At 45.2% G+C, this 16,814-nt stretch carries 7 protein-coding genes; all 7 read left to right on the top strand.

What is annotated here, in order from left to right:
* Positions 1–6 precede the first annotated feature (6 nt).
* The 7 genes from BLS28_RS21835 (at position 7) to BLS28_RS21805 (ending at position 16,814) form a co-directional block, all read left to right on the top strand.
* Entirely contained in the window at positions 7–1,659 is a 1,653-nt protein-coding gene (locus BLS28_RS21835; protein WP_091172350.1) for a UxaA family hydrolase, read from the top strand.
* Positions 1,660–1,945: 286 nt separating this feature from the next.
* Positions 1,946–2,959: a zinc-binding alcohol dehydrogenase family protein gene (locus BLS28_RS21830; RefSeq protein ID WP_091172348.1), complete on the top strand. Its 1,014-nt coding sequence runs from the start codon at positions 1,946–1,948 to the stop codon at positions 2,957–2,959.
* A gap of 131 nt (positions 2,960–3,090) precedes the next feature.
* Positions 3,091–4,641 carry an MGH1-like glycoside hydrolase domain-containing protein gene (locus BLS28_RS21825; RefSeq protein WP_091172346.1) on the top strand — a complete coding sequence of 517 codons (1,551 nt, stop codon included), beginning with the start codon at positions 3,091–3,093 and terminating at the stop codon, positions 4,639–4,641.
* Positions 4,642–4,863: 222 nt separating this feature from the next.
* Entirely contained in the window at positions 4,864–7,620 is a 2,757-nt protein-coding gene (locus BLS28_RS21820; protein ID WP_256337508.1) for an alpha-d-galacturonidase, read from the top strand.
* Positions 7,621–7,625: 5 nt separating this feature from the next.
* Positions 7,626–10,433 carry a glycoside hydrolase family 95 protein gene (locus BLS28_RS21815; protein ID WP_091172343.1) on the top strand — a complete coding sequence of 936 codons (2,808 nt, stop codon included), beginning with the start codon at positions 7,626–7,628 and terminating at the stop codon, positions 10,431–10,433.
* A gap of 3 nt (positions 10,434–10,436) precedes the next feature.
* Complete coding sequence (locus tag BLS28_RS21810; protein ID WP_091172340.1) at positions 10,437–14,042, top strand: malectin domain-containing carbohydrate-binding protein; 3,606 nt, start codon at positions 10,437–10,439, stop codon at positions 14,040–14,042.
* A gap of 9 nt (positions 14,043–14,051) precedes the next feature.
* A complete protein-coding gene (locus tag BLS28_RS21805) occupies positions 14,052–16,814 on the top strand; it encodes a family 78 glycoside hydrolase catalytic domain (protein WP_091172338.1) in 2,763 nt (920 codons plus the stop codon).

The following is a 16,814-nucleotide window of genomic DNA, read 5'->3' as shown; positions in this document are numbered from 1 at the left end:
GGACAGATGAAACAGAATATATTAAAAGTGCACCCTGCCGATAATGTGCTTGTAGCACTAACCGATTTGCAGGCTAACGAGCAGGTTACTTACAAAGGTGAAACTTATATAGTAAAAGAGTTGATCCCGGCAAAGCATAAATTCGCTATGGTCGAGATTCCCGAAGGTGGCGAAATCATCATGTATGGCGTATTGGTAGGCAAAGCGCAAAGCCTGATCCCGGTAGGCGGGCTGCTTAGTACCGCCAATGCAAAACATGCGGCAAACAGCTTTTTAACAGGCCAAAGCCATACTGATTGGCACAGGCCTGATATCAGTAAATGGGAAGGCAAAACATTCAACGGCTATCACCGCGGAGATGGCAGCGTGGGCACAGCGAATTATTGGCTGGTTGTACCGATGGTTTTTTGCGAAAACCGTAACATTGAAGTATTGCAGGAGGCCCTGGTAAAACCTTTGGGTTATGGCCGCAAAAAAACATATGAGATCAAAGCGCAGGAGTTGATCGGTAAGATCAAAGCAGGCGCCGAGATAGATGAGGTTTTATACACCGAAATAGGTAGCGACACCGCTCAAAACGCCGGTAATAAAGTTTTCCCTAATGTTGATGGGATTAAATTTCTAACGCATACAGGCGGTTGCGGGGGTACCCGACAGGATTCAACTGCGCTTTGCGGTTTGCTGGCCGGGTATATTACGCACCCTAACGTTGCAGGTGCAACAGTGTTAAGTCTTGGCTGTCAGAATGCCGAAGTAAAAACACTACAGGAGGAGATCAATAAACGCTCGCCGGAGTTTAACAAACCACTTTACATTTTAGATCAGCAGAAAACAGGTAAAGAAGCCGATTTAATGGAGCTGGCTATCAGGCAAACACTTGCCGGTTTGATGCAGGCTAACCAATATACCCGTAAACCGGCTCCTTTAAGTAAACTGACCATCGGTTTGGAGTGCGGGGGGTCGGATGGCTTCTCCGGTATTTCGGCAAACCCGGCTATTGGTTATACTTCTGATTTGTTGGTGGCCATGGGCGGTTCGGTTATTTTAGCCGAGTTCCCTGAGCTTTGCGGGGTTGAACAAAACCTGATTGATCGTTGTTTGGAGAAAACTAAAGCCGAGCGCTTTGCCGATCTGGTACGTACCTACAGCCAACGGGCCGAAGAGGCCGGTTCTGGTTTTTACATGAACCCGTCGCCGGGTAATATTAAGGATGGCCTGATCACTGACGCCATCAAATCTGCCGGGGCAGCCAAAAAAGGAGGTACATCACCGGTAGCTGATGTATTGGATTATCCCGAAAAAGTAACACAGCCGGGGCTAAACCTGTTGTGTACCCCGGGTAACGACGTGGAATCGACCACGGCCGAGGTTGGGTCGGGCGCTAATATCGTATTGTTTACTACCGGTTTGGGTACGCCAACCGGCAATCCAATAGCTCCGGTTGTAAAAATCGCCACTAATACTGCATTATTTAACCGAATGAGCGATATTATTGATATCAATACCGGTACTATTGTAGAAGGTGACGAAACCATTGAGCAGGCGGGCGAACGCATCCTGGATTATGTGGTAAAAGTAGCCAGCGGCGAAATTGAAGTTCACGCTGTACGCCACGGTCAGGATGATTTTATCCCATGGAAAAGAGGAGTTTCACTTTAATTTGATATTTATTTCTCCGTGTTCGTGGAGACACGAACACCCGGTAGATGAGCATAAATAAAACTTCATTGCCGTTGGTTTTAACCAACGGAATAATGAGCCGCGAAAAGAGGGCTTCAGCCCAAATTCGCTTATAGAGTTGGGCTAAAGCAAGAATATTTTAGTTTTTTTTACTGTTGGTTAAAACCAACGGCAATGAATATTTTGCATTTTAAACAGATTCTAAGCATAAAAAAGAGAAAAGCCTGAATTTGAGTTCAGACTTAGTACTACTAACTTAACACTAATGAAAATACTAACCTGTACAACACCCGGTCAATTGGATTATGGCACTGCTGATGTACCCCAATTAAAACCGGGTAATGCACTGCTTAAAATAAAACGAATAGGGATTTGCGGTACCGATCTGCATGCCTTTGAAGGTACTCAACCCTTTTTTAGCTATCCACGAATTTTAGGCCACGAACTTGCGGCCGAACTGATTGAAGCCGGCGATGCCAAAGGTTTTGAAAAAGGTGAGGCTGTTACTTTTATCCCATATTTCAATTGCGGGCATTGTATCGCTTGTCGCTCGGGCAAACCAAACTGTTGTGTAAATATCCAGGTTTGCGGTGTACATACTGATGGCGGTATGGCCGAATACCTGCAGGTCCCATCACACCTATTGGTTCATGGCGAGGGCTTAAGTTTTGATGAACTGGCATTGGTTGAACCATTGGCCATAGGTGCACATGGGGTGCGGCGGGCGGATGTAAAACCGGATGAATTTGTACTGGTTATTGGCGCCGGCCCTATAGGTTTAGGTATTATGGAATTTGCCCGCATTGCCGGAGCAAAAGTCATTGCTGCCGATGTGAACGAACAGCGTCTTAATTTTTGCAGAGAAAATTTGAAGGTTGATTATACCATCAACGTAAAAAACGAAGATGTGAGTGAGCGCCTGAAAGAGATCACCAACGGTGATATGCCTACCGTGGTGATTGATGCTACCGGCAATCAAAAGGCTATAAACGGCGCGTTTTTGTACCTGGCGCATGGCGGCAGGTATGTGTTGGTTGGTTTACAACGAGACGAACTTATTGTAAGTCATCCCGAGTTTCATAAACGTGAAAGCACCTTGATGAGCAGTCGCAACGCCACCCGCGAGGATTTTGAACACGTAATCCGTTCCATGAAAAATGGTTTGGTAAACCCGCAGACCTATATCACCCACCGGGTAACTTTTGATGAAGTAAAAGATCAGTTTGAAAGTTGGCTTAACCCGGCGAAAGGTGTTATAAAAGCAATTGTGGAAGTATAGGAAGTTGTTTAAATAAATGTAGAGACGCATAATTGCGTCTCCCGCGGGACAAGCGGCTTTGTTGGAGACGCTTTTGCAATCGGGTCGTCCTCCGGGAGACGCAATTATGCGTCTCTACAGAAGAAAATTAAATGATGATAAAGAAGACGTTTTTTACCGGGTTCTTTTTTTGCGTGATAGGAAGTGCTTTTGCGCAACAAAAGCATGTGTTGGGTTTTGATAAACTGAAAACCTATGTGAACAGCTTTAATAAAACCGATACCGAAACGGTAAAGAACTACGTCACCAATGACCATGCTTACGAATGGCTGACCAAAAATGTACCTTTATTTGATTGCCCGGACTCGGCTATTCAAAAAATCTATTATTACCGCTGGTGGACATTCAGGAAACACCTGAAACAAACACCCGATGGCTTCATTTTCACCGAATTTATAACGCCGGTTAGCTTTACCGGCGTTTATAATAGTTCAAGCAGTGCCCTTGGTCACCAAATTTATGAGGGGCGCTGGCTGCATGATCCGCAATACCTCAACCAGTACATCAATTTTTGGCTTTATGTTGATCCCAAACAAAAGAAACCGCATTTGCACGCATTCAGCAGTTGGATTGATGATGCGGTTTATAATTACTACCTCGTAAACCCTGATAAAAAATTTGTTCAACAGGCTTTGCCTTTACTCAATACTGATTATCACGTTTGGGAAACGGAGAAACAACTGCCATCCAAGTTATTCTGGCAGTTTGACGTGCGCGACGCGATGGAAGAAAGCATTAGCGGCGGCCGTAAAGTCAAAAACATCCGTCCTACTATTAACAGTTACATGTACGGCAATGCTGTGGCGTTATCAAAAATGGCGGCCCTAACCGGCAATGATTCACTGAAAACAAAATACACTCAAAAAGCTATCGACCTTAAAAAACTGGTGCAGGACAGCTTGTGGAACGATAGCGCGTCCTTTTTTGAAGTACGTAAACCCGACGGGCATTTTGCCAATGCCCGCGAAGAATTGGGTTTTATCCCCTGGTATTTTAAGCTACCCGATGATAAACCAGCTTATGCCAAACAATGGGATCAGCTAACCGACACCAAAGGTTTTAACGCCCCATGGGGAATTACTACTGCCGAGCGCAGGCATCCGCTATTCCGTACTCATGGTACCGGGCATGGCTGCGAGTGGGACGGCGCTGTATGGCCTTTCGCCACTACGCAAACATTGAAAGGATTGGCTACCCTGCTTACCGGCTATCAAAGCAAAGGGACAATGACACCCGGTATTTTTTATAATGAACTGCATAAATACGCCCTTTCGCACATTAAACGGGGACAGCCTTACCTTGGCGAGTACCAGGACGAAAAAACAGGTTACTGGCTTAAAGGGGATAACCCAAGAAGCAGCTATTACAACCACTCCGGTTTTTGCGATTTGATCATCAGCGATCTCGTTGGCCTGAAACCTCGTGAAGATAATCTACTCGAAATCTTCCCGCTTATCCCTAAAAATCAATGGAAATGGTTTGCGTTAGACAACGTGCTTTATCACGGGCATACTATCAGCGTGGTATGGGATAAAAACGGCACTAAATATCACAAAGGCAAAGGTTTTATCATTTATGCCGATGGAAAGATGATATCCCGGAGTACGCAACTGAAACATGTGCTGGTGAAACTCCCGGTGTAAATCCTGACTCATTTTCTCTCTTTTTATAAGCTTGCGGACTTTAATGATGATAATATCGTATAGTAGATAGAGAAAATATCAGATGAAATTGCAGCAGTGTACTGATATTTTTGAATACTATACAACCAATTAAGTTCAAAACCCGAGAGCTGGTTTCAGAAGCTAATTCGCTTCAAGCGTTGAAAACCGGCTCTGCGTATGCCTGTCTAAATACCAATGAAAATGAAGCTGTTTAATCGTTGCCTGCTACTGTTGCTCATATTGATCTCTTGTTTTCATTCTCCCTTACAAGCACAAGTTCAATCAAAAAAAATAACCATTGTTACTTTACCCAAGCACCATGCAAGGATAAGTTATGGTGTGCAAAAGTTAACGTTTGCTTTAAAAAACGCAGGTTATTTGGTTACTGAACGACCCTACAAAGGGGCGCTTCCTTCCGGTAACACCATAATTGTTGGTCTGCTTACCGATGCTTCGATTAAGAAATTGGCGGGTAGTCCAAATAATCAACCTGGAAAAGAGGGTTTTATCATCAGTGATAACGGTCTTAAAAATAAATTGCTGATAGCAGGTGCCGATAATTCCGGTGCGCTTTATGGCTGTCTTGAACTGGCAGATAGGATCGACTTAAATAAAAAACTCCCTGTAAATATAAACCTGCATGATCAGCCCGAAATGGTTTTGCGGGGGACTTGCATCGGTGTGCAAAAGCCTGCGTTACTTCCCGCTCGCGGCACTTATGAGTACTCTTACACGCCGCAAAATTTCCCATGGTTTTATGATAAGGTTTTATGGATCCGTTACCTGGATTCGCTGGCGCATAACCGCATGAACTCACTGTATTTGTGGAACGGGCACCCTTTTGCTTCGCTGGTAAGAGTTAAAGAATATCCTTATGCTGTTGAGGTTGATGATGCTACTTTTAAGAAAAACGAAGAGATCTATAGTTTTTTAGCCGAAGAGGCTGATAAGCGTGGGATTTGGCTTATCCAGGGTTTTTACAATATCATCGTCTCCAAGCCCTTCGCCGAAAAAAATAACCTAAAAACGCAGGATAGGAACCGGCACATTGTACCCGTCATCGCCGATTATACCCGTAAATCAATAGCTGCTTTTGTTGAAAAATACCCTCATGTTGGATTGTTGATTACGCTGGGCGAAGCCATGGAAGGTGTAGGTCAGGATGATATCGACTGGTTTACGCAAACCATTATTCCGGGCGTAAAAGACGGATTAAAAGCCCTGGGGCGCACAGATGAGCCGCCGATTGTGCTCCGTGCGCATGATACCGACGCACCTGCGGTGATGAAATACGCCAAACCTTTATATCACAACCTGTACACCATGGCCAAATACAATGGTGAGGCACTTACTACGTATGAACCACATGGTCCCTGGGCTGATCTTCATCGCACTTTGAGTAATATCGGTACCGTACAAATAGAAAACGTCCATATCCTTGCCAACCTGGAGCCTTTCCGCTATGGATCGGCCGATTTTATTCAGAAATGTGTGCAGGCCATGCATACCGTTTATGGGGCAAATGCCCTGCACCTGTATCCGCAGGCATCCTACTGGGATTGGCCTTATACAGCAGATAAAACTGATGGTAAGCGTCTGCTGCAGTTGGACAGGGATTGGATCTGGTACAAGGCATGGTCGCGCTATGCCTGGGATAGCAAGAGGGACAGGGCTAGCGAAATAAACTATTGGTCAAAACAACTGGCCGATAAATATGGATGCGACCAGGCTCATGGCGAAGCCATCTTAAAAGCTTATGAACAATCAGGCAATATCTCACCCGAGTTGTTGCGTCGTTTCGGGATCACCGATGGTAACCGCCAAACCATGACTTTGGGGATGCTGATGAGCCAGCTGGTTAATCCTGAAAAGTACGGTTTGTTTTCTTTGCTCTATAACTCCGAAGGTCCGGTTGGTGAAATGATGAGCGAGTACGCCGAGAAGGAGTGGAAACAACAATCACATATTGGCGAAACACCGGTTAAAGTTATCGATAGTGTAATAGTGCAAGGGGAAAAAGCTGTTGAGGCTATCGACGAAGCATCTGCACAAGTAACTAAAGATAAAGTCGAGTTTGCCCGCTTAAAAAATGATATGTATTGCTATAACGCAATGGCCAATAATTATGCTTACAAGGCAAAAGCGGCTTTATGGGTGTTGCGCTATAAATATTCAGATAATGTTGCCGATCTGGAAAAGGCTTTACCCGAGTTGCAAACCAGTCTGGATTACTATAAACAGCTGGTAAAGCTGACTGAAAATACCTACCTGTATGCTAATAGCATGCAAACCAAGCAACGCAAAATTCCAGTTGGAGGTAACGATGCCAAAATGAAAACCTGGGCCGAGCTTTTGCCGGTTTACCAAAAGGAACTGGACAATTTTAAACGCAATATTGATTCGCTGAAATCGCCTCAAACACAGCAAAAGCAAAAGGAGGTTGTAGTTTTGAAAGATGCGCTTGTGAGGTTTGAAAATAGTGGAAGTAGCAGTTATCAGGTCAAAGCTGGCGAAGTGGTATTTTCCGATACAGCAGCAGCCATCAAAAATATCGCAAAAGAACTGGCGGCTTTAAAAGGGATAAAGCTATCTAAAGGAGATCAGCAGAAGAACGGTACAACAATCAGTTTTAAAAATGATAGACCGGTAAAGGTGCTGGTTGGCTTTTTCAATAGCAAAATGCCTCAATACCTGCCCGAGCCGCAATTGGAAACGGATGCCAGCGCCAATGATTTTGGCCAGGCCGATATTAAGATTGCCAATGCCATTCAAATTGATGGCTTGCCGCCTGTAAATATTCATACCTATACCTTCAAAGCGGGGTCAAATAAGCTTACTTTAGGTAAAGGCGTCGCCTTGATTTTAGGTATTGTTGATGCAGATGCAAATGTACCTGTATATGACGCCGGCTTGAGCAACGAAGGTAATATTAAGGATTTACGCTGGCTTTTTAACTGATATTTATGAATAGCAGGAAGGGTTTTTGTATTGCGATTTTATTGTTTGGAGTTGTACAGGTTTTTGCCCAGCAGCCCCTGAAACTTTGGTATAAGCAACCCGCCGAAAAATGGACTGATGCCTTGCCCATTGGCAACGGCAGGATAGGAGGGATGATTTACGGCGGCGTTAATGAAGACCATATCCAATACAACGAACAAAGTCTATGGACAGGCGGCCCCCGCGATTATAACCGTAAAGGTGCCGTGAAATATCTGGAGCCTATACGCAAACTCCTCGCCGAAGGTAAGCAGGCCGAAGCAGAAGCCATGGCCCAGCAGCATTTTATGGGGATGAAGAGCAATGAAGCCACTTATGCGGTTGATTCGGCGAAATGGTTCAATATGATGAGCTCATACCATTTACCGCAGGACGTGCTATTTCATGATAATAACCTTAGAACTATCAATTTGCCAATTGAACAGGGCTGGGAAATAACACCCGGTTTTGAAGGTTTGGATGGAGCAGTTTGGTTTATTAAGCATTTTAATATTCCTTCCGGTTGGAAAGGGAAAAATATCTTGATTAGTTTAGGCAGGATACGTGATATAGACCGGACCTGGCTTAACGGAAATTACATCGGCACAACATCGGGTAACGCTTACAGGAAATACATTATCCCTTCTGATAAGGTACATATCGGCGAAAACAGGATCGCTGTACAGGTAGTTAATTTTTACGATAAAGGTGGACTTACAAGCAACGCTAAAACTTTATCTGTTTATCCTGAAGGGGAAGAGAAAAATATGGTTAGTCTTGCGGGTGCCTGGCGGTATCAGGTGCAGGATGATAACCCTCCGGCTTGCCCCCGTTACAATGCCGATTACCAGCCCTTTGCTGATTTGTACCTGCAATTTCGCAAACAGGATGTAACTGATTATAAACGCGATATGGACCTTACAAACGCCACGGCTCATGTAAGCTACAAAGCCGATGGCGTTACCTACACCCGCGAATATTTCAGTAGTGCGCCTGATCAAGTAATGGCCGTACATCTTACTGCTGATAAACCCGGCAAAGTTACACTGAAGGTTTTATTAAGCACTCTGCATAAAAACTACATTACCCGTAAAATCGATGATCACACGCTTGCGTTGTCTTTAAAAGTAAAAGACGGCGTTTTACGTGGTGTAAGCTATCTGCATATACAGGCAGCAGGTGGAAAGGTTGTAGTCGATTCAAAAAATATATCGGTTACCGGAGCTAATGAGGCTACATTTTACCTTACAGCGGCAACCAATTTTAAAAACTATCATGATGTATCGGGTAACCCGGAGGCTATCTGCAGAAAACAAATTACAGCGATAGCCACTAAGAGTTATGCAAGTATCAAAGCTGCTCACATCAGGAATTATCAACAGTATTTCAATACTTTTTCCATTGATTTAGGTAAAGGAGAAAACGCCGAACTACCGACGGATGAGCGGATCCTGAAGTTTAGCCAGTCGCCCGATCCTTCGTTTATTAGTCTGTACGCGCAATATGGCAGGTATTTACTGATCTCCTCATCCCGACCGGGCGGTGGCCCGGCGAATTTGCAGGGTTTGTGGAATAACCTGCTTACACCACCATGGGGTAGTAAGTTCACCACCAATATTAACCTCGAAATGAATTATTGGCCTGCCGAAGGACTTAACTTATCGGCTTGCAGTCAGCCGTTTTTTAGTATCGTTGATGACCTTTCCAAAACCGGGCATGAAACGGCGGTTGAACACTATGGTGCACCGGGCTGGGTATTGCACCATAATACGGATTTATGGCGCGGCACTGCACCTGTTAACGCATCCAATCATGGCATTTGGGTTAGCGGCGCTGCCTGGCTTTGCCATCAGTTATGGGAGCATTATTTATACACAGGTGATCAGGATTTTTTGCAAAAGCGGGCTTATCCCGAAATGAAAGGTGCCGCGGAGTTTTTCGCCCACTTTTTAGTGAAAGATCCTAAAACCGGCTATCTCATCAGCACGCCATCTAACTCGCCGGAGCATAGGGGTTTGGTTGCGGGGCCAACGATGGATCACCAGATCATCCGCGACCTGTTCAAAAACTGCATGGAAGCTGCCAAAGTGTTGAATATCGATAAGGCTTTTGCCGATACATTAAAACTCAAATACAGCCGGATAGCACCGAATAAAATTGGCAGATACGGCCAGTTACAGGAATGGCTTGAAGATAAGGACGATACCACGGATACCCACCGGCATGTTTCGCATATGTGGGGTGTCTATCCCGGCACTGAGATCTCGCTTAAAACTCCCGAACTGTTAAAGGCCGCCGAACAATCTATGAAATACCGTGGCGATGAAGGCACTGGCTGGAGTATCGCCTGGAAAGTAAACATCTGGGCGCGGATGCACGAGGGAGATCACGCTTATTTGATGTTAACTAAACTACTGTCGCCCGCGGATGTAACCTCGGGTAAGGAGAAAGGCGGCGTTTACCATAACCTGTTCGATGCGCACCCACCGTTTCAGATTGATGGCAATTTTGGCGGCGCCGCAGGTTTGGCCGAAATGCTTTTACAAAGTCAGGGTGATGTTATTGAACTGCTCCCGGCTTTACCAACTGCCTTACCGCAGGGCAGCATTAAAGGTATTTGCGCAAGAGGTGGTTTTGTACTTGATTTTGAATGGCAAAATGGTCGGTTGAAAAGCCTGCAGGTAATCTCCAAGCTGGGTAAAACTTGCCGGTTAAACTACGCCGGAAAGATCATCAATATTGAAACTCAAAAAGGTAAAAACTATCGCTTTAATGCCGATCTGAAACAATTATAAAAGATGGCGGCGACGAAAATCTATCATACGCAAAATTATAGGCTGATCTGCCGGGTCGCTTTTCTATTATTGCTTTGTCTGGTTAATCTGAAGGTTATCGCCCAACAAAATATCCGCAGGGATATCGCGCTAAACACCAACTGGAAAAGCATTGCCGATGATAATAACCCAAAAGCTAATGCCGGTTTTGAGCAAACCGGTTTTAATGATGCTAAATGGGAAACGGTAAATGTTCCTCATAACTGGGATACCTACGGTGGCTATCGCCGACTGAAACATGGCAACAGGCATGGCACCGCATGGTACCGCAAAATATTCCCGCTTGAAAGTAAACAAAACGATAAACGTTATTTCCTTTGTTTTGAGGGCGTTAGTTCTTATGCTACAGTCTGGCTCAACGGTAAACAGGTTGGCTATCATACGGGCGGGCGCACGTCATTTACCATTGATGTAACGGATGCTATCAAAGCAGGCAAACAAAATCTGTTATGCGTTAAGGCTGATCACCCTTCGTTTATCAAAGATTTGCCATGGGTTTGTGGGGCCTGTTCGGATGACCCCGGTTTTTCGGAAGGTTCGCAGCCGATGGGTATTTTCAGACCGGTGCATTTGATGGTTACCAATGCTGTCAGGGTGGAACCTTTTGGCGTACACATCTGGAACGATACCACCGTCCGTGAAAAATCGGCTACGCTTTATCTCGAAACTGAAGTTAAAAACTACAGTGGTAAGCCATCTGCAATAACCGTGACAAACAACCTGGTTGATGCCGCTGGCAAAACTATCGCGCAAGCAAAAGCAAAAAAAATATTAAAAGCCGGTGAGGTTAATACGGTAAGTCAACAATTTTCCGATGTTAAAAACGTGCAACTATGGACATTAGAGAAACCTTACCTGTATCATGTAGTAACGGAAATTTGGGCCGATGGAAAATTGATTGACAGAACTCAAACCTCTTACGGTATCCGGTGGATTAGCTGGCCCATCGGCAGAAATAATAACGACAATCGTTTTTATCTCAATGGCAAACCTGTTTTTATCAATGGCATTGCCGAGTACGAACACCTGATGGGTAAAAGCCAGGCTTTTGAAGCGCAGGAAATCAAAGCCAGGGTAATGCAGGTAAAAGCAGCTGGTTTTAATGCTTTTCGGGATGCTCATCAGCCTCATAACCTCGCCTATCAGCAGTATTGGGATAAGCTGGGCATTTTATGGTGGCCACAGTATTCGGCACATATCTGGTATGATTCGCCGGAGTTCAGGGCCAATTACAAAGCTTTACTGGTTGATTGGGTAAAGGAACGGCGCAACAGTCCTTCGGTGATATTATGGGGATTACAGAACGAAAGCAAGTTACCGACTGATTTTGCCCGCGAATGCAGCGATCTCATCCGTAAGCTTGACCCCACAGCCTCATCGCAACGCAAAATAACAACCTGCAACGGCGGAGAAGGCACCGATTGGGACGTGCCCCAAAACTGGACAGGCACTTACGGAGGTAATCCGCTCACCTACGGCGATGACTTGAAAAAACAAATTTTAGTAGGTGAGTACGGCGCATGGCGAAGCCTTGGTTTACATACCGAAGGCCCTTTCAATGCAAATGGGCCGCTGAGTGAAGACCGCATGACCCAATTGATGGAAACCAAAGTCCGCCTGGCCGAGTCTGTAAAAGATCAGGTTGCGGGGCATTTTCAATGGCTGCTCTATTCGCATGAAAACCCTGGTCGCACACAAGGCGGCGAAGGGCAGCGGGAACTGGATAGGGTTGGCCCTGTTAACTATAAAGGTTTGTTTACACCTTGGGGGCAGCCAACCGATGCGTTTTACATGTACAGGGCCAATTATGCGCCTAAAGGTAGCGAGCCGATGGTTTACATTGTATCGCACACCTGGCCCAACCGCTGGCTTACTCCGGGGAAAAAGGATAGTATAATTGTTTACTCCAATTGCGATGAGGTTGAGCTTTTTAATGATCTCAACCATGAATCATTAGGCATACGAAAACGACAGGGGATCGGCACACATTTTCAATGGGATGGCGCGGATATTAAATATAATGTGCTGTATGCTGTGGGATATATTAATGGTAAGCAGGTAGCGCATGATGAGATCATGCTGAACCATCTGCCACAAGCACCCCATTTGCCAAAAGAGGATCCCGCTATCCTGAAGCCCGAAGCAGGTTATAACTATTTGTATCGCCTCAATTGCGGAGGACCGGATTACAACGATACCTACGGCAATACCTGGATGGCCGACAAACACCAGGATAATAAACACCAACCCGGCTCCACATCATGGACGGATGATTATCCGGGTATGCCCCAGTTTTTTGCCAGTCAGCAACGCACTTTCGATAGAATTGGTAATACGGCTGATGATGCCTTGTTCCAAACATTCAGGTATGGTTTGAATAAATTGAAATTCAACTTCCCGGTGCCGGACGGTGATTATCATATCGAACTATATTTTACCGAACCCTGGTATGGCACAGGCGGCGGGATGGATTGTTCAGGTTGGCGTTTATTTGATATAGCTGTGAACGGCAAAACCATGATCCGTAATCTGGATATCTGGAAAGAAGGTGGGTATGACAAGGCACTTAAAAAAAGTATCACTGCGCATGTTACAGGCGGGATGCTAAGCATATCTTTTCCAAACGCAGCAGCAGGCGAGGCGATCATATCCGCCATCGCCATCAGTACTTCAAATAAGACGGTAAAGCCACAACAAGGAAGCAAAGGAATAATCTACCAATTACAGGGCAACAATAAATGGGTAATAAAAAGCTGGATGGATATCGGCCAAAAACAATATACTGATGCCGGGGTAACTTTTAATGATCTGCCTCCAATATTTTATGGTGCGGATTGGATAAGTTGCCTCTTCCAACCCTCCCCGGAAGGGAGGGTTTTAAAAGTCTCCCCTTCCGGGGGCGATTTAGAGGGGGCTTTTGGTTCATTTACTCTGAATGCTGATGCCGATGTATATGTTGCTATGGATGTACAGGCATCTCAAAGGACAGATTGGGTTGCCGATTATGAAAACACCGGTTTATTTGTAAAAAATGATGCCAATGGAGGGAGTCGACTGGCTGTTTACAGGAAGCGTTTTAAAAGGGCTGATGTAGTTAAGTTAGGTGAAAATAAAAGCAGGTTCATGTACACTGTGGTGGTGCTGCCTGTTACTTCGCTGCAACCTGCTACCGATCTTCGTAAAACCATAAGTTATAAGGCGGAGACGGCTGAGATAAAAGGCGATGGTTTAAAAGCCGACACCCTGAACGGAAAAAAAGTAATTAAATTTAACAGCGGTGCGGGCGGCAGTGTGGCATTCGCGTTAACGCCGGGTGTTGCCGATCTGTATGCCTTGCGCATAAAATATTATAATCAGAGCAATCAAACTTTTACGGCAAAAATGCAATTACTGGCCGCCGATGGTACGGTGATGAAGGAGGAAGAACTGGGTTTTAAACCGGTTGCCAAAAATAAATCGGGCACGGTTGCAACCAATACGGGCACAAGTATCAACGCGGGGAATTATAAGCTGGTAATCACGGGCATAAAAGCTGATGGTTTGGCTGTTTCGGGTATCGAAATGCAATAAATTATTAACATGAAAAAAAGGATCAGCCTGTTGTTTTTGTTACTGCCCCTCGGCCTTTTTGCGCAAAGCCTGAAGGTGTTAAACCTGCAATGCGAGTACAAAACCAATCCGTTGGGTATCGAATCGCTTAAGCCAAAGCTGAGCTGGCAAATGCAAAGCGATGCCCACAGCACCCTGCAAACCGCTTACCGGGTTTTGGTTGCCGGTGACGCTGCTAAACTCAAAAGTAATATTGCCGATATATGGGATTCGGGAAAGGTATCATCCGGTGCATCGCTGCAGGTTTCATGTAATGGTAAGCCTATGCAAGCCGCAAAAACATATTACTGGAAGGTAATGGTTTGGGACAACCATGGCAAAGCATCGGCATGGAGTAATACTGCCAGCTGGCAAATGGGCCTGCTTACAAAAAAAGACTGGCATGGTGCCGATTGGATAGCTTATGATAAATTACATGATTCATCGGTCATTGTTCCCTTTTATCATGGTAAAGGGCCTAAAAAGCTGGGTGCAGCCAATGATGTTTTGCCTTTAATACGCAAGAATTTTAATGTTGATGGCAAGCTTAAAAAAGCCACGCTTTATATATGCGGGTTAGGTCATTTTGAGCTAAGCCTGAATGGTAAAAAAGTTAGCGATCATTTCCTTGATCCCGGGTGGACAAAATATGATAAGCAGGCACTATATGTGCCTTTTGATGTAACCAGTCAACTTCTTTCGGGAAAAAATACTATTGGCGTAATGCTTGGCAATGGATTTTATTACATTCCGCGGGATAAACGTTATCGCAAGCTCACCGGTGCCTTTGGTTATCCTAAAATGATTTGCCGTTTGATGCTGGAATATGATAACGGCAAGGTAGAAAATGTTGTTAGTGATGGCTCATGGAAAACGGCACCTTCGCCGGTTACTTTCAGCAGCATTTATGGTGGCGAGGATTATAACGCCAACTTTGAGCAATCGGGTTGGAATACAAACAATTTTGACGACTTAAAATGGCGAAATGTTGTTAAAGTAGATGGCATACCCGAATTGAGCGCGCAAATGGCGGAGCCTTTGAAGATCATGCAGGTGTTGAAGCCTCGAAGTAAAAAGCAACTGGCTAATGGCGCATGGATCTATGATTTGGGTCAAAATTTTTCAGGAATCCCACAGATTAGTCTTCTGGGTAAAAAAGGGGATACTGTGCGCATTATCCCCGCCGAACTGGTAAATGAGGATGGCAGCGCCAATCAAAAAGCCTCGGGCAGTCCGCATTATTATGATTATGTGTTGAAGGGTGATGGTATTGAAACCTGGCATCCCCTGTTTACTTATTACGGTTTCAGGTATTTGCAGGTGCAGGGTGCCGCGCCTCAAGGGGAAACCAATGTATCGAAGCGCCCCGTGATTGTTGATATTAAAGGATTGCACATGCGCAACTCAGCAGAAACCGTGGGCAGTTTTGCCTGCTCAAATGAACTGTTTAACAAAACGTTTAAGCTGATTGACTGGGCCATGAAAAGCAACATGGCCAGCGTATTTACCGATTGTCCTCACCGCGAAAAATTGGGCTGGCTGGAAGAAGCGCATCTGGTGGGCAGTTCCCTGCATTACAATTATGATATCGTGGGCCTGGCACGCAAGTGTATTAATGATATGCGCATTTCCCAAACAGAGGATGGATTGATCCCCGAAATTTCGCCTGAATATGTAAAGTTTGACGAGCCTTTTCGCGATTCGCCTGAGTGGGGGAGCAACGCGGTGATTTTGACGTGGTATGTATACCAGTGGTATGGTGATAAGGAAGTGCTTGCTCAAAACTATGATATGATCAAGCGTTACCTGGCCTATCTCGATAAAAAATCAAAAAATCATTTGCTGTATCAGGGGTTGGGCGATTGGTATGATCTTGGTCCAAATCCTCCCGGCGTTTCGCAGTTAACACCACAAGGAATTACGGCAACTTCGCTGTATTATTATGACCTTGATATAGCCGGAAAAATAGCTACGCTGCTTGGCAAAAACGATGATGCCGCATCTTACAAGAAACTGGCTGATGAAGTAAAACAGGCCTATAACAAAACGTTTTTTAATACTGACACTAAACAATACGGCACAGGCAGTCAGGCGGCCAACGCTATGTCGGTTTATGCCGGTTTGGTTGAGCCACAATATAAAGCAGCTGTAGTGAATAATATCGTAAAAGATATCCGCGGCAGAGGGAATGCCCTTACCGCAGGGGACATCGGTTATCGCTACCTGTTACGGGTTTTGGATGATGAAGGCCTTTCGGATGTGATCTATGATATGAACAGTCGTGCCGATGTGCCGGGCTATGGTTATCAACTGGCTCACGGTGCCACTGCCTTAACCGAATCGTGGGCGGCATTGCCTTCGGTATCCAACAACCATTTTATGTTGGGGCACCTGATGGAGTGGTTTTACAGCGGCCTGGCCGGGATCCGTCCGGCAGATGATGCCATCGCATTTAATAAAATCGAGATCAGGCCCGAAACTGTGGGTAATGTAACCTGGGCTAAGGCTAATTATAAATCGCCTTATGGCAATATTTCAAGCAGTTGGGCGAAGGGGCAGGGGCAGTTTAAACTGGAGGTGAACATCCCGGCAAATACTACCGCGAGTATCTTTCTGCCCGTGAAAAATAATGCAGCTATTATGGTCGATGGGCAAAATATTAAAACTCGCCACGATATCAAATTTATCGGTTATCACAATGGGAAGGCTGAAATCGAGGCAGGTTCAGGCAACTATACATTCATCGCCAAATAA

The sequence above is a fragment of the Mucilaginibacter gossypii genome, from assembly GCF_900100945.1.
GTDB classification, from domain to species: Bacteria; Bacteroidota; Bacteroidia; order Sphingobacteriales; family Sphingobacteriaceae; genus Mucilaginibacter; species Mucilaginibacter gossypii.
This window is presented reverse-complemented; position numbering and strand designations above follow the sequence as displayed.